Source organism: Blastococcus sp. KM273128, from assembly GCF_021698975.1.
Lineage (GTDB): Bacteria > Actinomycetota > Actinomycetes > Mycobacteriales > Geodermatophilaceae > Blastococcus.
In genome coordinates this window covers 25,497-47,153 of the sequence record NZ_SSXA01000018.1, presented here as the reverse complement: position 1 = coordinate 47,153, position 21,657 = coordinate 25,497, and the positions used below count along the sequence as shown (strand labels likewise).

Here is a 21,657-nt window from a genome sequence, read left to right as displayed (position 1 = left end):
CCTCCGGCCGGACCGCTACGCGTGCCCCTCCTCGTTGTTGAGGTAGGTGCAGCGGAACCGGGCGCCGGCCATCGCCTCGGTGAAGCGGGCCTCCCACATCGGGTCGTCCGCCGGGAAGGTCTCGAAGACCCGCTCCTCGAGCACCTCCGGGTGCCCGTCCAGCCCGGGGCAGCTGCGCCGCAGCAGCACCCGGGTCAGGCCGTCGACCTCGTCGTGCGCGGCGTGCCAGCGGGCCGCGGCGACCGCCCGCTCCCGCAGTGCCCGCTCCCGCGCGGGCAGCGCCCGGCCGGCCGGCTGCGGCACCGAGACCCACCAGACGACGATCCCGGCCAGCAGCACGACCAGCAGCAGCGCGGTCAGGACGCCGACCATGCCCAGCACGGTAACCCCGCGCCGGGCCGGCGGCGGCCTGCGTCAGACCTCGACGGAGGCGGCGGTCAGGTCGTGCGAGCCGCAGGTGCAGCCGTTGCGGGCCGACAGCACCATCGAGACGGCGTGCGCGCGGTCGCGGGCGCCGAGCTTGCGCAGGATCGCCTTGACGTGCGACTTCACCGTGTCCTCGGAGATGAACAGGTTCTCGCCGATCCGCCGGTTGGACTGCCCCTGGACCAGCTCGTCGAGCACGTCGGACTCGCGGCGGGTCAGCGGCACCGCGGGGGTGAGCTCGCGGGCGACCGGCGCGGCCGTCCCGGGCTCCACTCGGCGGATCTGCGGGTCGACGACGGTCCGTCCGGCGCGCGCGGCCAGCACGGCCCACCCGAGCAGCGTGGCGGAGGTGTTCATGAGCAGGTAGCCGCGGATGCCGGCGGCGAGCGCCTCGTTGACCACGGCCGGGTCCTCCGAGGTCGCGACGGCGACGACGGCGGTGCGCGGGAAGCGGCGGCGCAGGTCGCGGACGGCGGTGAGCGTGGCGCTGCGGCCGGAGCCGAGCTCCACGACCACCGCGTCGGGGCGGGCGGACTCGGCCAGCACCAGGGCGCGGCGCGGCTCGCCCGGGGCACCGACGACCTGCAGCCCGGCGGTCTCGTCGATCATGCCGACCAGGCCGCGACGCAGGACGGGCGCGTCGGCGAGGACGAGGACCCGGGTGACGCCGGTGGAGATGGACACGCTGGTTGCTCCGCTCACGTTCGGTGACGACCTGACCTGCACTCCATCGGTCGGGTGAACGCGGTGCTTGAGCGGCCTTCTCGGGTTCCGCCCCCGGCGCGGGGCGCGGCGGGGCGGCGAGGTGCCCCCGGCAGGATTCGAACCTGCGACACACGGTTTAGGAAACCGATGCTCTATCCCCTGAGCTACGGGGGCCACGGCGCGCTGCACCACCGCGCCGGACCGACGCCCAGAGGCTAGCCGGTGGCCCTCCGGAACCCCGGCAGCACCCGACTCGTCGGTACGGGAGAGAGAGCGGACGCCTCCAGCGGGTTACGGTGCTGGGGAACGAACCGACCCCGGCAGCGTCGCCGGGGGTCAGGAGAGGTGGGTCGCAACGATGGAGACCACGGTGGTCGACGTCCCCGAGCGGGGGCGCTTCGAGGTCCGGCAGGGCGAGCGCGTCGTCGGACTGGCCAGCTACCACGTCGACAACGGTCAGATGACCCTCCCGCACACCGAGGTGGACCCCGCCATGGGCGGGCAGGGCATCGGCTCGGCCCTGGTCGCCGGCGTCCTCGACGCGGCGCGCGAGCGCGGGCTGACCGTGCTCCCCTACTGCTCCTTCGTCCGCCACTACATCCAGCAGCACCCCGAGCTGGTCGACCTGGTCGCGGCCGAGGACCGGCCGCACTTCGGCCTGGAGCCCGCCGACCGCTGAGCGGTGGTACCGGGCGGCACCTAGGCTGCCCGGGTGCCCGAAGGCCACACGCTGTTCCGCCTTGCGCGGCACCTCCAGCTGCCGTTCGCCGGCCGCCCGGTGCACGTGACCAGCCCGCAGGGTCGCTTCGCGGCCGGCGCCGCGCTGCTCGACGGCCGGGTGCTCGACGAGGTGTTCTCCTACGGCAAGCACCTGTTCGCCCGCTTCGGCGGTGACCACCTGCACGTGCACCTGGGTCTGTACGGCACGTTCCTCACCGGCACCGGCACACCGCCGGTGGCCAAGGGGGCGCTGCGCATGCGCTGGGTGGGCGACGGGCCCGACGGCGGCGGGGTGTGGGGCGACCTTCGCGGCCCCACGGCGTGCGAGGTGCTCCCCACCCCCGAGGTGGAACGCATCCTCGGCCGGCTGGGGCCCGACCCGCTGCGGCCGCGGGCCGACGGCGCGCTCGCCCACCGGCGGATCGCGGGCAGCCGCACGGCGGTGGGTGCGCTGCTCATGGACCAGTCGGTGCTCGCCGGCGTCGGCAACGTCTACCGCGCCGAACTGCTGTTCCGGCACCGCGTCTCGCCGTTCCGCCCCGGCAAGGGCGTGGGTGCCGAGCAGTGGGCCGCCATGTGGCGGGACCTGGTGACCCTCATGCGCGCCGGGGTCCGCATGGGCCGCATCGTGACCACCCGCCCGGAGGACCGGGCCCGCCGCAGCGGGGCGGTGACCCGGGAGGACGCGCACTACGTCTACCGGCGCACCGGGCTGCCGTGCCGGATCTGCGGCACCCCGATCCGCACCGAGGTCATGGTCGGGCGCAACCTCTACTGGTGCCCGGTCTGCCAGGCCGCCTGAACGCCGCCGGCCGTCCCCGGCGGCGCGTGTACCGTCGAGGAGGATGAGACGTCGGTCACGCTGGGCGATCACGGTGACCGCGGTGGCCGGGCTGGTCGGGCTCCCCACCGCGGCGTCGGCGGCGCCGGTGGAGCGGGAGGCCCCGCGGAGCAGCACCGGCTACGACGTCTCCCACCCGCAGTGCGGTACCGACCTCCCCGACGACGCGGCATTCGCCGTCGTCGGCGTGAACGGCGGTCTGGCCACCCGCACCAACCCCTGCCTCGCCGAGCAGCTGGAGTGGGGCGCCGGCTCGTCGGGCGGGGTACCCGGCCAGCCGCCGCTGCAGCTGTACCTCAACACCGCCAACCCCGGCCAGGTGCGCGACCAGGTGGTCACCTGGCCCGCCGCGGGCGAGACGCCGTACGGCGAGTGCGCGGGCACCAACTCGATGGCCTGCAGCTGGCAGTACGGCTGGGAGCGGGCGCGCACCAGCGTGCAGTGGTTCTTCCGGCCGGCCGCGCGGTCGGTGGCGCTGGACAGCCGGCCCGAGCACTACACCTGGTGGCTCGACGTCGAGACCATGAACACCTGGCAGCAGGGCTCCGCGGACGCCCGGGCGCGCAACCGGGCGACGCTGGAGGGCATGACCGAGTACCTGACCGAGCGGGACGGCCGGGTGGGCGTGTACTCGACGGGCTACCAGTGGGGCCGCATCGTCGGCGACGTGCCCGCCGCGAGCAACCTCGCCGACCTCGACAGCTGGCTCGCCGGCGCGGACGACCGGGCCGACGCCCGGGACCGCTGCGACGCCGACCCGCTGGTCCCCGGCGGCAGCGTGGTGATGGTGCAGTGGGTCGAGGACGACCTCGACCACAACCACGCCTGCCGCGGGGCCGCGAGCCGCTAGAGGGCGCCCTTGCCCTGCTCCCCCGCCGGGACGGGGGTCAGCCGGCGGACGTCCAGCGGGGCGGCCAGCTTGCCGGCCAGCGCCGCCCCCAGGGTGGTCAGCGCCTCGGCCTTGCCGTGGGTGCGCAGCGCCTCGGGGCTCTCCCACCGCTCCACCATCACGAAGACGCCGTCGCCCTCGTGCAGCGCGTAGAGCTCGCAGCCGGGCTCGGCGTGCACCTGCGGCACGGCGGCGAGGATGGCCTCGCGGACGGCGTCCACCGCCTCCGGCTTCGGGGTGATGGTGGCGACGACGACGACGGACACGGGGCCTCCTGGGGACGACGGTGATCGAACGGCCCGGGCGGTTGCCCTGGTGGCGCGGCCCCGGCCGCGCCAGGATGCCAGGGTGGTCGACGACGGCGCTCCCCCTCCCCCGGCTGCTGACCACCCGCTGCGCGTCGCGGTCGTCGGCGCCGGACCGGCCGGCATCTACGCCGCCGACGCGCTGACCCGGCAGAGCGACGTCCCGGTCGCCGTCGACCTGGTCGACCGGCTGCCCACCCCGTTCGGCCTGGTCCGCCACGGCATCGCCCCCGACCACCCGAAGATGCGCGCGATCCGCGACACGCTGCACCGCAGCCTCGACCACCCCCTGGTGCGGTTCGTCGGCAACGTCGAGGTGGGCACCGAGCTCCCGCTGGAGGAGCTGCGGGCGCACGTCGACGCCGTCGTCTACACCTACGGCGCCGCCCTCGACCGGCACCTGGGCATCGAGGGCGAGGAGCTGCCCGGCAGCCTGGCCGCCACCGACCTCGTGGCCTGGTACACCGGCCACCCCGACGCCGACCGCGCCACCGTCGAGGCCGCCCTGGTCGGCGTCCGGCGCGCCGTGGTCATCGGCGTGGGCAACGTGGCCCTCGACGTCGGCCGCATCCTCGCCCGCACCGCCGAGGAGCTCGAGCCGACCGACATGCCCCAGCACGTCATCGACGCGCTGGCGGCCGCCCCGGTCGAGGAGGTGACGGTGCTGGGCCGCCGCGGACCGGCGCAGGCCACCTTCACCACCCAGGAGCTGCGCGAGCTCGGCGAGCTGGCGGCCGCGACCGTGCTGGTCGACCCCGCCGACCTCGAGCTGGACGCCGAGACCGAGGCCCGGGCCGCCGCCGACCGCAACGCCACCCGCAACCTCGCCGTCCTGCGCGAGTGGTCGGCCCACGCGCCGGAACCCGGCCGCGCACGGGTGCGGCTGCGCTTCTTCTCCCGCCCGGTGCGGCTGCTCGGCACCGAGCGGGTCACCGGCGTCGAGGTGGAGCGCACCGCGGTCGACGGCGACGGCCGGGCGGTCGGCACCGGCGAGTTCGAGGTGCTCCCGGCCGACCTCGTCGTCCGCTCGGTCGGCTACCTGGGCACCCCGCTGCCCGGGCTGCCGGTCGACGGGCGCACCGGCACGGTCGCCCACGACGGCGTCGGGCGGGTGCTGCGCGACGGGCGCCCCTCACCCGGCGAGTACGCCGCCGGCTGGATCAAGCGCGGCCCCACGGGGGTGGTCGGGCACAACAAGCACGACGCCCGGGAGACGATCGCCGCGCTGCTGGCCGACGCCGCCGACGGCACGCTGCGGGTGCGCGGCCCGGTCGACGACCTGGTGCGCACCCTGCGGGCCCGCGGCTCGGAGCCGGTGCTGCTGGACGACTGGCGGGCCATCGACGCCGCCGAGCAGGCGCTGGGCGCGAGCCGCGGCCGGGCCCGCACCACCCTGCACGAACGCGAGGCGCTGCTCGCCGCGGTCCGGGCGGCCGCGGCCCGGGGGCGCTGAGTCAGCGCAGCGCGGCCAGCAGCTCCCGCGCCGACGCCTCGTCGGCCGCGGCCACGAACCGGATGAGCGCCCCGGTGTCGGGCGCCAGGCGCAGCGGCTCCCCCCGGTCGGTCAGGACGGAGCCGCCGGCCGCGAGCAGCACCGCCAGCCCACCGGCGACGTCGTGCACGTGGGTGCCGCCGCGGTCCACGTCGTGCCACGCCGCCGCCGCGCCGTCGGCGACGAGGCAGAGGTCGACCGCCGTGCAGCCGGTGATCCGCACCCGGCGGGCCGTCGCCGGCACCGCCACCGCCGCACCCCGCGGCCCGCTGGGGACGACGACGGTGCCTCCGGGCCGGGTGCGCACCGGCACCCCGTCACGGACGGCGCCCTGTCCCTCGACCGCCGCCCACCGCCGGCCCGAGGAGAGGTCGGCGACCAGCCCGGCGACCGGCCGCCCCTCGTGCACCAGCGCGGCCGAGAACGCCCACGGCGGCAGCCCGGCGGCGAAGTTGCCGGTGCCGTCGAGCGGGTCGAGCACCACCCACGGCCGCCCGGCGGGCACCGCGGTGTCGCGGCTCTCCTCGCTGAGCACCGGCACGCCCAGCGCCCCGAGCACCCCGACGGCGGCGTCGTGCGCCGCGGCGTCGGCGGCCAGCGCGGGGCTGCCGTCGCCCTTGGTCCGCGCCTCCCCGGTGCCGTGCGCGAGCGCCACCGCCGTCTCCACCCGGGTGGCAGCCAGGGCCGCGAGGTGGGCGAAGCGCACCGGTAACGGCGCGTCCACCGGGGGCGGCGGGACGTCGGTGCACCGGCCGGTCGCCAGGTGCCGCACGCGGTCGCAGCCCCACGCCGCCGCGGCGGCCAGCACCGCCGGGTGGTCCAGCGGCACGCCGGCCCGGCGGATGACCACGGCCGCGGCGGTGGCCTCGTGGGTCCACTGCCGGCGGACCAGCACCACCTGGCCCTCGGCGCCGACCAGCACCCGCGCCCACGGGTCCAGCACCGCCGGGGCCAGCGCGGCCGGCGCCAGCCCCAGCGCCTCGGCCGCGGCCGGCAGGTCCGCGCTGGTCGCCGTGCGCAGCCCGCCCTCAGCCACTGTTGCGCAGCGCGGTGGCGATGCCGTTGATGGTCAGCTGGATGTTGCGGCTGGTCAGCTCGTCGTCCTCCCCGCCCCGCCGTCGCCGCAGCATCTCCACCTGGAGGTGGTGCAGCGGCTCCAGGTACGGGAAGCGGTTGCGGATCGACCGGGCCAGCGACGGGTTGTCGGCCAGCAGGTCGTCGTCGCCGGTGACCGCCAGCGCCATCCGGCAGGTGCGCTCGTGCTCGGCGGTGATCCGGTCGAACACCCGCGCCCGCAGCTCCTCGTCCGGCACCAGCTCGGCGTACCGGGCCGCGAGCTCGAGATCGGTCTTGGCCAGCACCATCCCCATGTTGGACAGCACGGTGCGGAAGAACGGCCAGCGCCGGTGCAGCTCGCGCAGCCGCTCGAGGCGCTCGGCGGAGTCGCCGACCCAGCTCTCCAGCGCCGATCCGGTGCCGTACCAGCCGGGCAGCATGATCCGGGTCTGCGACCAGCTGAACACCCACGGGATCGCCCGCAGGTCGGCGATGGAGTCCCCGGCCTTGCGCGACGGCGGGCGGCTGCCGATGTTCAGCTCGGCCAGCTCGCCGATGGGCGTGGCCGCCCGGAACCACTGCACGAACCCCGGGGTCTCGTGCACCAGCTCGCGGTAGGCCTGCTGCGCGCGGACGGCGAGGTCGTCGAGCAGGGCGTAGGCCTCGTCGGCGTCGGTGCCGAGGCCCTCGACGTCGAGCAGCGTCGACTCCAGCGTGGCGGCGACCAGCGCCTCGAGGTTGCGCCGCGCGAGGTCGGGGTCGGCGTACTTCGCGGCGATGACCTCGCCCTGCTCGGTGATCCGCAGCGCGCCGGCCACGGCGCCCGGCGGCTGCGCGCGGATCGCCTCGTAGCTGGGGCCACCGCCCCGGCCGACGGTGCCGCCACGGCCGTGGAAGAGCCGCAGCCGGATGCCCTCGCGGCGGGCGAGCTCCACCAGGTCGAGCTCGGCTCGGTAGAGCGCCCAGTTCGCGGCGAGGTAGCCGCCGTCCTTGTTGCTGTCGGAGTAGCCGAGCATGACCTCCTGGACGTTGCCCCGGTTGGCCAGCAGCGACCGGTACAGGGGCTGGTCGAGCACCGCGCCGAGCGTCGTCGCCGCGGCCTGGAGGTCGCCGATGGTCTCGAACAGCGGCGAGATGCCCACCGGGCAGGTGGGCCCGTCGGCGCCGGCCGGGTCGAGCAGGCCGACCTCCTTGAGCAGGACGGCGACCTCGAGGACGTCGCTGACCGACTCGCACATGCTGATCACGTAGTTGGGGATCGTCCGCGGGCCCAGCAGCGCCACCCGCTCGGCGGCGGCGATGAGCACGTCGAGCTCCTTGCGCGTCTCCTCGGACAGCTGCGCGTCGGGGCGCACCAGCGGACGGCGCAGCGTCAGCTCCCCGGCGAGCAGCTCCACCCGCGCCGCCTCGTCGAGCCCGGCGTAGTCGTCGCACACCCCGGCCCAGGCGAGCAGCTCGGCCACGACCTGCTCGTGCACCGACGAGTTCTGCCGCAGGTCCAGCCCGCACAGGTGGAAGCCGAACGCCTCGACCGACTCGCGCAGCCGCAGCAGGCGGTCGTCGGCGAGCGCGCCGGCGCCGTGGCTGCGCAGCGAGGCGTCGACCACGTCGAGGTCGGCCCGGAGCTCGTCGGGGCCCTCGTACGGGGGCAGCGCGGGCAGCGGTCCGGGGTCGGGGGGCTCGGCGCCCGGCACCCGCGCGGCGGTGGCGGCCAGCCGCGCGGAGATGCCGGTGAGCGCCCGCCGGTAGGGCTCGTCGGCGCGGAACGGGGAGTCGTCCCGCGAGAGCTCCGCGAGGTGGTACAGCGCGGGCGTCGGCGTGACCAGCCGGTCGGACATCGACAGCTCGCTGCGCAGCGCAGCGAGCTCGGCCAGGTGGTGGGCCAGCGCCGTGCCGGCCTGCCGCGAGGTGGCCCGGCGGAGCGCCTCCGCGGTGACGAACGGGTTGCCGTCGCGGTCACCGCCGATCCAGGAGCCGGGCAGCAGGAGCGGCCGGCGCAGCACCCCGGCCCCGGGCCAGCGCTGTTCGACCGCGCGGCGCACCTCGGCGTTGATCGCCGGCACCACCCCGAACAGGGAGAGCTCGTAGTAGCGCAGCGCCTCGTCGATCTCGTCGGTCAGCCGCAGCCGGGAGAGCCGCAGCAGCGCCGTCTGCCAGAGCGTGAGCACCGAGCGCCAGAGCCGGGCCGACCACTCCGGGTCGACGTCGCCGTCGGCGGCACGGTCGCGCTGCCGGATCAGCTCGGTGACCTGCCGCTGGACCTGGAAGACGGTCTTGCGGCGCACCTCGGTGGGGTGGGCCGTGACGACGGGGCAGACCAGCGCGCCGGCGAGCTCGCGGGCCACGGTGTCCTCCGCGACGCCGGCCTCGTCGAGCAGGGCGAACGCCGCGGCCAGGCTGCCCTGCTGCGGCGGGGACCCCGCCCGCCGGTGGTGCCGGCGGCGGCGCTCGTGGTGGATGTCCTCGGCCAGGTTGGCCAGCAGCGAGAAGTGGCTGAACGCCCGGATCAGGTGGTTGGCCGAGCGGACGTCCAGCCCGGCCAGGCGCGCAGCGAGCTCGGCGCGGTCCACCTCGGAGCGGCGGATGCGGAAGGACTCCACCCGGGTGGACTCGACCAGCTCCAGCACCTCTGGCCCGGCCTGCTCGCCGATGACCTCGCCGAGGACCCGGCCCAGCAGCCGGATGTCCTCCCGCAGCGGTTCGTCGTCGGCCCGGTCGGCGGTGCCGGGGGCACCGTGGCGGCGGAGATCGGCGACGTCGACAGTGGCTTCGCTCACACCAGCAGTATCGGGGACGCAGATGACGCGCCGGTGTCCCCCCTGTGACCGGCCCCGCCCCGAGGCCCGCTGACGGCGACGAGATCGGCGAACTCGGGCCCTCCAGGAGCCGCAGCGCCCGAGAACGCCGATCTCGCGGCTGCGGCGGGGATGACGTTAGTGCTCGAGCTCCCGGAGGCACTGCGCCGCGAGCTGGTCGCCGGCCGCGGCCCCCAGGCGGAACTGCTCCACGGCCCCCTCCAGGTCACCGCGGTCGGCCAGCAGCACGCCCAGGTTCTGGTGGCAGTAGGCGTCACCGGCGGTGATGCCGCTGCGGTAGGCCTCCTCGGCGGCCTCCTCGTCGCCGAGCTCCTCGCGGTAGAGGTTGCCCAGCGGCAGCCAGGCCACCTGCTCGCCGAGCTTGGCGCCCCGCTCCAGCACCGAGCGGGCCTCGGCCGAGCGGCCGGTCTCGCGCAGCAGGTGCGCGAGGTCCGCGCGGGCGGCCGGGAAGTGGTGCTGCCCGGCGCGCAGGTCGTCCTCCAGCGCCGGGTCCAGCGTCGAGCACCAACGCCAGCAGGCGACGACGGCCGCCGCCTCGGCGTCACCGGCGGCGGCGAACTCCTCGGCGACCGCCATGGCCTGCTCGCGCTCACCCTGCTCCCGCAGCAGGAAGGCCAGCTGCAGCCCGCCCTCCAGGTCACCGGCGGCGGCCGCGCCGCGGTAGGCGCGCATGGCGCCGGCCAGGTCGCCGAGGTCCTCCAGGACCAGCCCGAGGTTGCGCCAGGCGTCCGCCTCGCCGCCGAGCAGGGCGACCTCGTAGGCCTCGACCGCCTCCTCCCAGCGCTGCTGCGCAGCGAGCGAGTTGCCGAGGTTGAACGCGGCGACCGAGTCGCCCAGGTCGAACGCGCGACGGAAGCAGGCCTCGGCATCGGCCTGCCGGCCGGCGTCGGCCAGGTCGCAGCCGAGGTCGATCAGGGCGTCGGCGTCGTCGGTGGCGAGCAGCCGCCGCAGCCGCACGTCCAGGTCCTCGGTCATGCCGCCGATGATCAGGGCGAGGGGGCGCGCGGCGCGCCCCCTCGCCCCCGGACCTCACCCCAAGGGAGCGGCTCGTCACCCGATCAGCTGCCGAAGGCCTCCCGCCAGGCCGGCAGCAGGGCCCCGCGGACCCACTCCAGGTAGGGCTCCTGCTGGTCGCCGCCGATCTGCACGAGGGCCAGGTGGGTGAAGCCCGCCTCGGCGTACTCCTTGGCGCCCTCGATCACCGCCTCGACGTCGGCACCGCACGGGATGGACCCGGCGACGTCGTCGGGGGTGACGAACTGGCTCGCGGCGTCGAAGGCGCTGGTGCCGGGCAGCTCGGCGTTGACCTTCCAGCCCAGCCCGAACCAGCGGAACAGGCTGTGCGCCCGCTGCACGGCGGCGTCCCGGTCGGTGTCGAAGCTGATCGGCATCTGCGCGACCTTCGGCTTCCCCGCACCGCCGGCGGCCTCGAACTGCTGCACGAGCTCGCTCATCGGGTCGGTCGCGATGAGGACGTCGGCCAGCTCACCGGCGATCGTCGCCGCCTGCTTGCCGCCCGCCGCGAAGCCGATGGGCACCCGCTTCTCCGGCAGGTCCCACAGCTTGGCCGACTCGACGTCGAAGTGCTCGCCGCGGAAGTTCGTGTAGCCGCCGCCGTCGAACAGATCGCGGATGATGTGCAGCGCCTCCTCGATCCGCTCGTGCCGCACGTCGGCCGCGGGCCAGCCGCCGCCGACGACGTGCTCGTTGAGGTTCTCCCCCGCACCGATGCCCAGGGTGAAGCGGCCCTCGGAGAGGATCTGCAGCGTCGCGGCCTGCTGCGCCACGACCGCCGGGTGGTACCGGAAGGTCGGGCAGGTCACGTACGTCATCAGCGGGATCCGGCTGGTGGCCTGCGCCGCCGCCCCGAGGGTCACCCACGCGTTCGGCGAATGCCCCATCTCGTCCAGCCACGGGGAGTAGTGGTCGCTGCTGACGGCGAAGTCGAAGCCGACCTCCTCGGCGCCCACCACGTGGCGGACCAGGTCCCTGGGCCCGGCCTGCTCGGTCATCATCGTGTAGCCCAGCTGCAAAGACATGCCGCGCGGCTACCCGGGCCGGCCGGGCCCGAACCGGCTACGCGCGCTCCGCGGCCAGCGCCTCCCGCAGCTTGGTCTTCCCGCTGGTGCGCAGCAGCGCACCGGCGTAGATGCGGCCGCCCAGGCGCACCACGGCGACGATCGCGACGACCATGAGCGCGACCGACAGCGCGACCTCCCAGGCGGCGACCTCCCCCGCCGCCTGCCGCACCGGCATGACCAGCGGCGAGAGACCCGGGACGTAGGAGGTGACGACGGCGAGGGCGCTGGTCGGGTCGCTCGCCGCCTGCAGGCCCACGACGAACGCCGCCACCAGCACCAGCGTCGTCGGGGTCAGCACCGAGCCGAGGTCCTCCTGCCGGCTGACCAGCGAGGCGGCGACGGCGAACACCGCCGCGTAGAAGGCGTAGCCGAGCACGAACCAGGCGACGACGGAGACCGCGGTGCCGATGAGCTCACCGGGCACGTCGACGATGTCGAAGGTGAGCGCGCCGGCCACGCCGACGACCGCCACGAGCACGATCTGGGCGAGGCCCAGCAGCCCCAGGCCCAGGATCTTGCCGGCGAGCAGGTGCCAGGGCCGCATGGTCGCCAGCAGCAGCTCCACCACCCGGCTGGCCTTCTCCTCGACCACGCCCTGGGCGACGAACTGGCCGAACATGATGAGCAGGCCGTACAGGATGCCGACCCCGATGATGGCCGCGACCACCCGCTGACCGTCGGCGTCGGCGTCGGGCTCCAGCGCCGTGACGGCGACCTCGGGCACCTCCAGCGCCGGGACGCCGGCCTCGGCCAGCTGCTCGCTGACGGCGAGCTGGCCCACCGCCCCCTGGACGACCGCGGAGAGCGACCCGCCCGCGCTCTGGCGGACCAGCAGCTCGGGCTCCGCGCCACCGGCGAGGAGGGCGCCGTCGACCTCGTCGGCCTCGACCGCGGTGCGGGCGGCGGCCTCGTCGGCGAGGTCGACGATGCTGACGTCCACGTCGAGGGCGTCGCCCTGGGCCTCGAGCGCCCGCTCCAGCCCGGCGGACGACCCGACGACGCCGATGCGGGTCGACTCGCCACCGGAGCTGACCGCCACCTGGAACCCGAGCAGGCCGATCAGCACCACGAGGATCACGACCGAGCTGACGATGAAGTTCTTGTCCCGCAGCCGGGCCGAGATCTCCCGGCCCGCGACCAGCCGGACCAGCGCCGCGCTGCCGAGCTCCCGGCCGCTCACGCCGCCACCTCCTGCGCCTCGGGCGCCGCCACGGCCTCGCGGAAGAGCTCGACGAGGGTGGGTTCCTGCCACGCGAAGCGGGTGACCCGCCCGGTGCGGATCGCGGTCGCGAGCACCGCCTGGTCGTCGGCGCCGCCGGTCAGGTCGAGCAGCGTGTCACCGGCGGACTCCGAGACGACCCGCACGCCGGGCAGCGCCGCCGCCCAGCCGGCCGGGGCGTCCGGGACGACGACGCGGAGCAGCCGGCCCGCCTCGCGGCGCTTGAGCTCCGGCACGGTGCCACTGGCCACCATCCGGCCGCGGGCAAGGATGCCGACGGAGTCGCACAACCGCTCGACCAGGTCGAGCTGGTGGCTGGAGAACACGACGGGGACACCGGTGCGCACCTGCTCCAGGAGCGCCTCGGCCAGCGAGTCGACGCCGACCGGGTCCAGGCCGGAGAACGGCTCGTCGAGGATCAGCACCTCCGGCCGGCTCACCAGCGCGGCGGCGAGCTGCACCCGCTGCTGGTTGCCCAGCGAGAGCTTCTCGACCTGGTCCCCGCGGCGCGCACCGAGCCCGAGCCGGTCCACCCACTCGGCCGAGGCCTTCGCGGCCGCGCCGGCGTCCATGCCGTGCAGCCGCGCGAAGTAGGTGACCTGCTCGCCGACCTTCATCTTCGGGTAGAGGCCACGCTCCTCCGGCATGTAGCCGATCCGGGTGCGGGCCGCCGCGTCGAGCGGGGCCCCCTGCCAGCGCACCTCCCCCGCGTCGGGCCGCAGCAGCCCCATCGCGATCCGCATCGTCGTCGTCTTGCCGGCGCCGTTGGCCCCGCAGAACCCGAACATGGTGCCGGGGGCGACCGTGAAGCCGACCCCTTCCAGCACCCGCACGTCGCCGAAGCTCTTGTGGAGCCCGTCGAACTCGAGCACCTGTCCTCCTGGTCTCGTCCTCACCTGTCGACCGACCGTATCGGTCGGTGGCGTGCGGGACGACGGAGTCCCGGCGACGTGTCCGGGAACAGCGGGCGACCGGTCGCGCGCGGGCGCCCTCTGGGGTGTCATCGGCGCATGAGCGAGAGCGACGGCGTGGCCCGGCCGCCGGCCGGGGTGGGGCTGGCGGGGCTGCGGTCGGCCGCGGCCGGGTGCCGGGCCTGCGAGCTGTGGCAGGACACCACCCAGACGGTGTTCGGTGAGGGGCCGGAGACCGCCCGCGTGGTCTTCGTGGGCGAGCAGCCGGGCGACCAGGAGGACCGGAAGGGCGAGCCGTTCGTCGGCCCCGCCGGCCGGCTGCTCGACAAGGCCCTCGCCGACGCGGGCATCGACCGGCGGGACAGCTACGTCACCAACTCGGTGAAGCACTTCTCGCACACGGTCAAGGGCAAGCGGCGGATCCACCAGACACCGCGGGCCGAGCACCTGCGGGCCTGCCGGCCGTGGCTGGAGGCGGAGTTCGCCGTCCTGCAGCCCGAGGTGGTCGTGGCCCTGGGGGCGACCGCGGCCAAGGGGCTGATCTCGCCGTCGTTCCGGATCACCCGCGACCACGGCCGGCTGCTGCCCTGGACGCCACCGGGCGCCCCCGCACCGACCGAGGACGACGACGAGGACGCCCCGCACCAGACGTGGATCCTCGCCACCACCCACCCGTCGGCGATCCTGCGCACCCCCGACGAGGCGCGCGACGCCGCCTACGACGCCCTGGTCGCGGACCTCCGGACGGTGGCCGGCGCGCTCGCCTGATCCCACCATGTGGACTACCGGTGAGTAGGAACGCCGGGTACCGGTTACGGCGTCGGTGCGCCCGGCCGGCCTCGCCACTCTCGGGGGCGGGCGAGCCCGGCCGGGTCCCGGCGCCTCAGCCGGTCCGGTCGACGGCCGACCGCGAGGCGCGGAACAGCCAGAACGAGGGCACCAGCAGCGCGACGGCGACCATCGCGACCAGCACCACCACGCCCCCGGACGCCATCGCGAAGGTGACCCCCGCCGCGCTGGCCAGGCCGCCGGCGCGCAGGTCGCCCAGCCGGGGGCCGCCGGTGACGACGACGATGAAGACGCCCTGCATCCGGCCGCGCATCTCCTCCGGGGCCGCCGTCTGCAGCATCGAGCTGCGCAGCACCGCGCTCACCATGTCCCCCGCGCCCGCGACGGCCAGGCAGAGGACGGCCAGCCACAGCGTCGGAGCGAAGCCGAAGCCGATGATCGCCACCGCCCACACGGCGATGGAGACGATCACCACCGCACCCTGCCGGTCGACCTTCGACACCCAGCCCGACGTCAGCCCCATCACCAGCGCGCCGATCGAGATGCCTGCGAACAGCCAGCCCAGGCTGTTCGGCGACTCGGCGTACCGGGTCTCGGAGAGCTCGGGGAACACCGCCTGCGGCCAGGCGAAGAGCATGGCGATGACGTCGACGACGAAGGTCATCAGCAGCACCGGCTGGGTGCGCAGGAAGGCGAACCCCTCCCCCACCCCGCGCACCGCCGCACCCAGCCGCAGCTTCCCGGCGTCGCGCCCCGGCGGCAGCGGCGGCAGCCCGCGCAGCAGCGCGGCGGCGACCACGAAGCCGACGGCGTCGATGGCGTAGGCGGTGAACAGCGAGCCGAGGCCGATCAGCAGCCCGGCGAGCAGCGGGCCCACGATCACGCCGATCTGCCGGACGGTCATGGCCAGCGCGTTGGCGGCGGGCACGCGGTCGGTGCCGACCAGCGCCGGGATGACGGCGTAGCGGGTCGGCGAGTTGACCGCGGTGAAGGCGGAGACCGCCGCCGTCAGCACCCACAGCAGGACCAGGTTCCCGCCGCCCGGGAGCAGCGCCTGCGCGGCGAGCAGCGCGCTGGTCACCGCCGCCCCGACCGAGGTGACCACCAGCAGCCGCCGGCGGTCCATGGCGTCCGCGATCGCCCCGCCCAGGAGCCCGAAGACGATCAGCGGGACCAGCGCCACCACCGAGGTCACGCCCACCATGAACGAGGAGCCGGTCAGCAGGTAGACCTGGAAGGGGACGGCCACCAGCGTCATCTGCTGGCCGATCGTGGTGGTGGCGATGCCCCAGAACAGCCGCCGGTAGCGGGGGTCGCGCAGCGGCGTCGTGTCGATCGCCCAGCCGCGCCGGCGCACCCGCTCCGGCACCGGCTCCTCGACCGGCGCCCCGCCCTCGACCGGGTCGACGGGCTGGCTCACCGCGGCACCGGTCCTCTGGTGCGGCCCCGCTGCAGGGGGGCAGCGGGGTCCTTCACGGGGCGAGCCGCTGGATGATCCAGCCCCCGCCCTCGGCGGTGTCCCGGACGAACCGCAGCCGGTCGTGCAACCGGTCCGCCCCGCCCTGCCAGAACTCCACCCGCTCGGGCACCACCCGGTAGCCGCCCCACTCCTCCGGGCGCGGCAGCGGGCCGTCGGGCGTCTGCTCGTCGAGCAGCCGCACGCGCTCCTCGAGCTCCTGCCGGGAGTCGACGACGGTCGACTGCACCGAGGCGACGGCGGCCAGCTGCGACCCGCGCGGGCGCGGGTCCCACAGCCCGTCGGACGCGGCGTCGCCGATCCGCTCCACCCGGCCGGCCACCCGCACCTGGCGCTGCAGCGCGTGCCACGGGAAGACCAGCGCGGCGCGGGGGTTCACCGCCAGCTGCGCCCCCTTGGCCGAGGCGTAGCTGGTGCCGAAGACGATGCCGTCGGTGTCGTACCCCTTCATGAGCACCACCCGGGCGTCCGGGGCCCCGTCGGCGTCGGCGGTCGCCACCACGACGGCGTTCGGCTCGGGGAGCTCCGCCGCGACGGCGTCGGCGAACCAGCGGTCGAACTGCTCGACCCAGGTCGGGGCGAGCTCGTCCTCGCGCAGCCGACCGAGGGTGTAGTCGTTGCGCATGCGGGTCAGATCGGGCACGCCGACATGCTGGCACCGGGCCCGCCGGACGGCGCGGGAGGGCGTCCGCCCCGCCCCGCTTGTGCCGGGCGGGGCCGGACGGCCTAGGGTCGGCAGGCAACCGTGCGCCGGTCCCCGCGCGCACGTGGGTCCCGCGCGCAGAGGAGCTGGCGAGATGGCCGACGACTTCGTACCCGGCCTGGAAGGCGTCATCGCCTTCGAGACCGAGATCGCCGAACCGGACAAGGACGGCGGTGCGCTTCGCTACCGCGGCGTCGACATCGAGGACCTGGTCGGCAAGGTCACCTTCGGCAACGTCTGGGCACTGCTGGTCGACGGCAAGTTCGGCCCCGGCCTGCCCCCGGCCGAGCCGTTCCCGATCCCGGTGCACAGCGGCGACGTCCGCGTCGACGTCCAGGCCGCCCTGGCGATGCTCGCCCCGTTCTGGGGCTACCGCCCGCTGCTGGACATCAGCGCCGAGGAGGCGCGCGACCAGCTGGCCCGCGCCGCGGTGATGGCGCTGTCCTACGTCGCCCAGTCCGCCCGCGGCATCGGCGTCCCCGCCGTCCCGCAGAGCCGGATCGACGAGGCCGAGACGATCGTCGAGCGGTTCATGGTCCGCTGGCGCGGCGAGCCCGACCCCCGCCACGTGGCCGCGGTGGACGCCTACTGGACCTCCGCCGCCGAGCACGGCATGAACGCCTCGACGTTCACCGCCCGCGTCATCGCCTCCACCGGCGCCGACGTCGCCGCCGCGATGTCCGGGGCCATCGGCGCCATGTCCGGCCCGCTGCACGGCGGCGCCCCCTCCCGGGTGCTGCACATGCTCGACGACGTCGAGAAGACCGGCGACGCCGAGAAGTACGTGAAGGACCTGCTCGACCGCAAGGAGCGGTTGATGGGCTTCGGCCACCGGGTCTACCGCGCCGAGGACCCGCGCGCCCGCGTGCTGCGCCGCTCGGCCCAGGAGCTCGGCGCGCCGCGCTTCGAGGCCGCCCTGGCCCTGGAGAACGCCGCCCTCAAGGAGCTGCGCGAGCGGCGCCCCGACCGGCCGGTGGAGACGAACGTGGAGTTCTGGGCGGCCATCGTCCTCGACTTCGCCGAGGTCCCGAGCCACATGTTCACCTCGATGTTCACCTGCGCCCGCACCGCCGGCTGGTGCGCGCACATCCTCGAGCAGAAGAACACCGGCCGCCTGGTGCGCCCGTCGGCCCGCTACATCGGCCCGGCGCCGCGCAAGCCCGATGCCGTCGACGGCTGGGACACCATCAACACCAAGGCCGCCCAGCCGTCCTGATGAAGGACCACCCTCCACCCCACGCCTCGCAAGCTCGGCGTGGGGCCCTGGAGGCAGAAGGACGCTGCTGCCCCCCCACCGCTCGCACGCTCGCGGCGGGTCCCTGCAGCAGGGCCAGGTCGGCTGAACTCGGAGGCAGCGCTGCAGTGACCGTCACGATCCCCGCCGCGCTGCTGCCGGCCGACGGCCGGTTCGGGAGCGGGCCGTCCAAGGTGCGACCGGCGGCGTTGCGCGCCCTGGCCGGCGAGGGGGCCGCGGTCATGGGCACCTCCCACCGCCAGGCGCCGGTGAAGGCCCTGGTCCGCCGGGTCCGGGAGGGGCTGACCCAGCTGTTCGACCTCCCCGACGGCTACGAGGTGGTGCTCGGCAACGGCGGGACCAACGCGTTCTGGGACGCCGCGCTGTTCGGGCTGATCCGCGACCGCGCCGCCTTCGGCTCCTTCGGGGAGTTCTCCGCCCGGTTCGCCGCGGCGGCTGCCGAGGCACCGTTCCTCGGCGAGCCCGTGGTCGTCACCGCCGAACCCGGCTCGCTCGCCCTGCCGGTCGCCACGCCCGGCGTCGACGCCTACGCCTGGGTGCACAACGAGACCTCCACCGGCGTCATGGCCCCGATCTCGCGCCCCAGCGGGACCGAGGACGCCCTGGTGCTGGTCGACGCCACCTCCGGCGCCGGCGGCCTCCCGGTCGACGTCTCGCAGACCGACGTCTACTACTTCGCGCCGCAGAAGTCCTTCGGCTCCGACGGCGGCCTCTGGATCGCGCTGATGTCGGCCGACGCGCTGCAGCGGATCGCCGAGATCAAGGGCTCGGGCCGCTGGGTGCCCGCCTTCCTGGACCTGTCGATCGCCGTCGACAACTCCGCGAAGGACCAGACCTACAACACCCCGGCGGTCGCGACGCTCTTCCTGCTGGCCGACCAGATCGACTGGCTGCTCTCTCTCGGGGGGCTGTCCGCCGCCGTCGAGCGCACCCGCGAGTCCTCCTCGCGGCTCTACGGCTGGGCCGAGCGGTCGGCGTACGCCACCCCGTTCGTCGCCGAGCGGGAGCACCGCAGCTACGTCGTCGGCACCGTCGACCTCGCCCCGTCCGTCGACGCCGCGGCCGTGGCGGCGACGCTGCGCGCCAACGGCGTCGTCGACGTCGAGCCCTACCACCGGCTCGGCCGCAACCAGCTGCGGGTGGGGATGTTCCCCGCCGTCGACCCGGACGACGTGCAGGCGCTGACGGCCTGCATCGACCACGTGGTGGAGCGGCTCTAGGGCGGCCGCTGCGGGGTGGAGCCGGTCGGGAGGCCCGACCGGGCGTCGGACGTGGTTCCTCGGTGGAGGTGGGTGTGGGTCCCGGTGTGCCTGCGGGCGCGGACGGCGGGGAGCTCTTCGCCGCCGGCGGCGAGACCGGCCGGATCATGGCCGCCCTCGACTGGTCGAGCACCCCGCTCGGCCCGGTCGCGAGCTGGCCGGCGAGCCTGCGGTTCGCCGTGCGCACGGTGCTGGTGTCGAAGTTCCCCATGGTCCTGACCTGGGGCCCGGACTTCCTGCAGTTCTACAACGACGCGTACGCGCCCCTCATCGGCGCGAAGCACCCGGCGATCGGCCAGGACATCCGGCAGACGCTGGCCGAGGGCTGGGACGCCCTGGGCCCCCCGGTCGAGCACGCCATGGCCACCTGCGAGGCCTCCTGGCTGCCCGGTCTGCTGCTGCTGCTCGAGCGCGCCGGCTACCGGGAGGAGACCTACTTCACCGTCTCCCACGCACCGGCCTTCGACGACGACGGCCGGGTCGCCGGCATGCACGCCGTCTGCACCGAGGTGACCGGCGAGCTGCTGGCCGCGCGCCGCCAGCGGCTGCTGCACTCGCTGTCGGTCGCGGGCGGGCAGCTGGGCGATGCGCGGCAGACGGTCGCGAGCATGTGCGCCGCCCTCGGCGAGGACCCGCTGGACGTCCCCTTCGCCGCGGTCTACCTGGCCACCGGCGAGGGCGCCTTCGCCCGCGTGGCGGTGACCGGGATCGACGAGGGGCTGCTACCCGAGGAGGGCGTTGCGGCCACCGTGCTGCCGCCCGTCCCCTCGCTGGGTGTGGCCGGTGGCCCGTGGGGCGACCCGGTGACCGACGCCGTCGTGCTGCCGCTGCACGCCGGCCGGGACGCCGAGCCCGCGGGCCTGCTCGTGCTCGGCAGGTCGCCCAACCGGGCCCTGGACGCCGAGCACCGCACCTTCCACGAGCTGGTGGCCGGCCAGTTCGCCGGCGCGCTCGGCACCGTCCGCGCGTTCGAGGGCGAGCGGCAGCGGGCCGAGTCGCTCGCGGAGCTCGACCGCGCCAAGACGACGTTCTTCGCCGACGTCAGCCACGAGCTGCGCACCCCGCTGACCCTGCTGCTCGGCCCGCTCCAGGACGTGCTCGACGACCCGGACGCCGGGCTGACCGGGGACGTGCGGGAGCAGGTCACCCTCGCCGTGCGCAACGGCCGCCGGCTGCGCCGCCTCGTGGACGACCTGCTGGACTTCGCCGGCATCGAGGCCGGGCGGGCCGCTCCGGTGCGGGTGCCGACCGACGTGGCCGCCTTCACCGCCGAGCTGGCCGGCATCTTCCGGTCGGCCGCCGAGCGGGCCGGGCTGCGCCTGACCGTCGACTGCCCGCCGCTGGACCGCCCCGCCCACGTGGACCCCCGCATGTGGGAGAAGATCGTCGTCAACCTCCTCGCCAACGCGGTGAAGTACACCTTCGTGGGCGGGATCGACGTCGCCCTCCGCGGTGCGGGCGACCGCTTCGAGCTCACCGTCGCCGACACCGGCGTGGGCATCGTCGCCGAGGAGCTCCCCCGGCTGTTCCAGCGCTTCCACCGCGTCGCCGGCGCCGCCGCCCGCACCCGCGAGGGCACCGGCATCGGCCTGGCCCTGGTGCACGAGCTGGCCGCACTGCACGGCGGCACGGTCACGGTGACCAGCGAGCCGGGACGGGGCAGCACCTTCGCCGTGGCGCTGCCCTTCGGCGAGCCCGACGCCGCCGAGGGCCGCGCGGTCGTCCCCTCCGACGCCGCCCGCGGCGAGGCCGAGGGCTGGGAGCTGGAGGGGACCCGCCCCGCGGCGCGGCCGGCCGGTCCCCCCGACGCGGCCGACGTGCTGGTCGTCGACGACAACGCCGACATGCGCGGCTACCTCACCCGCCTGCTGCAGCCGTTCTGGGCGGTGCGCACGGCGGCCGACGGCGCGGAGGCGCTGGCCGCGGTGGCCGCCCGGCGCCCGGCGCTCGTGCTCACCGACGTGATGATGCCGCGGGTCGACGGGTTCGAGCTGCTCCGGGAGCTGCGGTCGGACCCCGCCACCCGCGATCTCCCGGTGATCGTGCTGACCGCCCGCGCCGGGCAGGAGGCCTCGGTCGAGGGGCTGGAGGCCGGGGCCGACGACTACCTGGCCAAGCCCTTCCGCGCCGCCGAGCTGCTCGCCCGCGTGCGGGTGGCGGTGGAGCGGGCGGCCGGCCGCGCGGTGGCTCCGGCAGGCCCCCGCGACGTCGCCACCCCGCCCCGGCCGGCGACCTCCCCGCTGCCGGCGCCCCTGGCCGGCACGCACGTGGAGCGGCCCGGCGCGGACCCGGTGCCGGCCCCGCGGACCGGGGATGCGCCCGGCGGCGGCCCCCGCGCGCACTGGCGGCTGCCCTCGGCGCTGTCGTCGATCCCCGTGGTCCGCCGGCGGCTGCGCGCGCTGCTGGCCGACGCCGGGGTCGGTGAGGAGCAGGCCTACGACCTGCTCCTGGCCGCCTGCGAGGCGGCCAGCAACGCGATCGAGCACGCCCAGGACCCGACCGAGCCGGTCGTCGAGGTGGCCGCCCTCGTCGAGGGCGGCGTCGTCGAGATCACGGTGCGCGACCACGGGCAGTGGCGGGAGCGGGTGCCGAGCATGGACCGCGGCCGCGGCTCCACGCTGATGAGCGCCTTCGCCGAGGTCACCGCCGTCCCCAGCCCGGAGGGGACGACGGTCCGCATCCGGTCGGCGGTGCGCGCGCCCGGCTGAGCCGG

The 21,657-nt window shown here is 75.6% G+C and carries 19 protein-coding genes and 1 tRNA gene; 8 read left to right on the top strand and 12 right to left on the bottom strand.

Annotated elements, in window-relative coordinates:
• Positions 1–15: 15 nt before the first annotated feature.
• From E9529_RS07845 to E9529_RS07835, 3 genes are all read right to left on the bottom strand, one after another.
• Positions 16–372: a hypothetical protein gene (locus E9529_RS07845; protein ID WP_236830585.1), complete on the bottom strand. Its 357-nt coding sequence runs from the start codon at positions 370–372 to the stop codon at positions 16–18.
• 42 nt (positions 373–414) lie between these two features.
• Positions 415–1,110 carry a response regulator transcription factor gene (locus E9529_RS22645; protein ID WP_236830584.1) on the bottom strand — a complete coding sequence of 232 codons (696 nt, stop codon included), beginning with the start codon at positions 1,108–1,110 and terminating at the stop codon, positions 415–417.
• 122 nt (positions 1,111–1,232) lie between these two features.
• Positions 1,233–1,305, bottom strand: a tRNA-Arg gene (locus E9529_RS07835).
• A 184-nt stretch (positions 1,306–1,489) separates the two neighbouring features.
• Here E9529_RS07835 and E9529_RS07830 point away from each other — a divergent pair.
• The 3 genes from E9529_RS07830 to E9529_RS07820 are packed head-to-tail and all read left to right on the top strand — an operon-like array spanning position 1,490 to position 3,542.
• Positions 1,490–1,810, top strand: a complete 321-nt coding sequence (locus E9529_RS07830) for a GNAT family N-acetyltransferase (RefSeq protein ID WP_236830583.1) — start codon at positions 1,490–1,492, stop codon at positions 1,808–1,810.
• A 33-nt stretch (positions 1,811–1,843) separates the two neighbouring features.
• On the top strand, positions 1,844–2,653 hold the full coding sequence (locus E9529_RS07825; protein ID WP_236830582.1) for a zinc finger domain-containing protein: 810 nt from the start codon (positions 1,844–1,846) through the stop codon (positions 2,651–2,653).
• A gap of 43 nt (positions 2,654–2,696) precedes the next feature.
• Positions 2,697–3,542 (top strand): hypothetical protein, encoded by an 846-nt coding sequence (locus E9529_RS07820; protein ID WP_236830581.1) that lies wholly within the window; start codon positions 2,697–2,699, stop codon positions 3,540–3,542.
• Here E9529_RS07820 and E9529_RS07815 read toward each other — a convergent pair.
• On the bottom strand, positions 3,539–3,847 hold the full coding sequence (locus E9529_RS07815; protein ID WP_236830580.1) for an antibiotic biosynthesis monooxygenase family protein: 309 nt from the start codon (positions 3,845–3,847) through the stop codon (positions 3,539–3,541). The genes E9529_RS07820 and E9529_RS07815 overlap by 4 nt on opposite strands.
• An 82-nt stretch (positions 3,848–3,929) precedes the next feature.
• Here E9529_RS07815 and E9529_RS07810 point away from each other — a divergent pair, with 82 nt between their 5' ends.
• Complete coding sequence (locus tag E9529_RS07810; protein ID WP_236830579.1) at positions 3,930–5,339, top strand: NADP oxidoreductase; 1,410 nt, start codon at positions 3,930–3,932, stop codon at positions 5,337–5,339.
• A gap of 1 nt (position 5,340) precedes the next feature.
• On the opposite strand, the gene E9529_RS07805 is transcribed toward E9529_RS07810, so the two are convergent.
• The 6 genes from E9529_RS07805 to E9529_RS07780 all read right to left on the bottom strand — a co-directional run bounded on the left by E9529_RS07805 (position 5,341) and on the right by E9529_RS07780 (position 13,422).
• Complete coding sequence (locus E9529_RS07805; protein ID WP_236830578.1) at positions 5,341–6,414, bottom strand: inositol monophosphatase family protein; 1,074 nt, start codon at positions 6,412–6,414, stop codon at positions 5,341–5,343.
• Positions 6,407–9,211, bottom strand: a complete 2,805-nt coding sequence (ppc, locus tag E9529_RS07800; RefSeq protein WP_236830577.1) for a phosphoenolpyruvate carboxylase — start codon at positions 9,209–9,211, stop codon at positions 6,407–6,409. Before ppc ends, E9529_RS07805 begins: the two co-directional genes overlap by 8 nt.
• A 156-nt stretch (positions 9,212–9,367) precedes the next feature.
• A complete protein-coding gene (locus E9529_RS07795) occupies positions 9,368–10,225 on the bottom strand; it encodes a lipopolysaccharide assembly protein LapB (RefSeq protein ID WP_236830576.1) in 858 nt (285 codons plus the stop codon).
• An 83-nt stretch (positions 10,226–10,308) separates the two neighbouring features.
• The gene (locus tag E9529_RS07790) at positions 10,309–11,289 is read right to left on the bottom strand and encodes a TIGR03557 family F420-dependent LLM class oxidoreductase (RefSeq protein WP_236830574.1); all 981 of its coding nucleotides are present in this window, start codon (positions 11,287–11,289) and stop codon (positions 10,309–10,311) included.
• Positions 11,290–11,326: 37 nt separating this feature from the next.
• Positions 11,327–12,511, bottom strand: a complete 1,185-nt coding sequence (locus tag E9529_RS07785) for an ABC transporter permease (protein WP_236830573.1) — start codon at positions 12,509–12,511, stop codon at positions 11,327–11,329.
• The gene (locus E9529_RS07780) at positions 12,508–13,422 is read right to left on the bottom strand and encodes an ABC transporter ATP-binding protein (protein ID WP_236830572.1); all 915 of its coding nucleotides are present in this window, start codon (positions 13,420–13,422) and stop codon (positions 12,508–12,510) included. Before E9529_RS07780 ends, E9529_RS07785 begins: the two co-directional genes overlap by 4 nt.
• A 138-nt stretch (positions 13,423–13,560) precedes the next feature.
• Here E9529_RS07780 and E9529_RS07775 point away from each other — a divergent pair, with 138 nt between their 5' ends.
• Positions 13,561–14,229, top strand: coding sequence for a UdgX family uracil-DNA binding protein (locus E9529_RS07775; RefSeq protein WP_236830571.1), 669 nt, complete (start codon positions 13,561–13,563; stop codon positions 14,227–14,229).
• A 115-nt stretch (positions 14,230–14,344) separates the two neighbouring features.
• Here the strand turns inward: E9529_RS07775 and E9529_RS07770 are convergent, their stop codons facing one another.
• Both E9529_RS07770 and pdxH read right to left on the bottom strand, forming a co-directional pair.
• Positions 14,345–15,670 (bottom strand): MFS transporter, encoded by a 1,326-nt coding sequence (locus tag E9529_RS07770; protein WP_236830570.1) that lies wholly within the window; start codon positions 15,668–15,670, stop codon positions 14,345–14,347.
• Between the two features lie 52 nt (positions 15,671–15,722).
• On the bottom strand, positions 15,723–16,370 hold the full coding sequence (pdxH, locus tag E9529_RS07765; RefSeq protein ID WP_236830569.1) for a pyridoxamine 5'-phosphate oxidase: 648 nt from the start codon (positions 16,368–16,370) through the stop codon (positions 15,723–15,725).
• Positions 16,371–16,524: 154 nt separating this feature from the next.
• On the opposite strand from pdxH, the gene E9529_RS07760 reads away from it, so the two are divergent.
• From E9529_RS07760 to E9529_RS07750, 3 genes are all read left to right on the top strand, one after another.
• Positions 16,525–17,646 (top strand): citrate synthase 2, encoded by a 1,122-nt coding sequence (locus E9529_RS07760; protein WP_236830568.1) that lies wholly within the window; start codon positions 16,525–16,527, stop codon positions 17,644–17,646.
• A 146-nt stretch (positions 17,647–17,792) separates the two neighbouring features.
• Positions 17,793–18,905 (top strand): phosphoserine transaminase, encoded by a 1,113-nt coding sequence (gene serC, locus E9529_RS07755; RefSeq protein ID WP_236830567.1) that lies wholly within the window; start codon positions 17,793–17,795, stop codon positions 18,903–18,905.
• Between the two features lie 86 nt (positions 18,906–18,991).
• Entirely contained in the window at positions 18,992–21,652 is a 2,661-nt protein-coding gene (locus E9529_RS07750) for an ATP-binding protein (RefSeq protein WP_236830566.1), read from the top strand.
• The last annotated feature ends 5 nt before the right edge of the window (positions 21,653–21,657 follow it).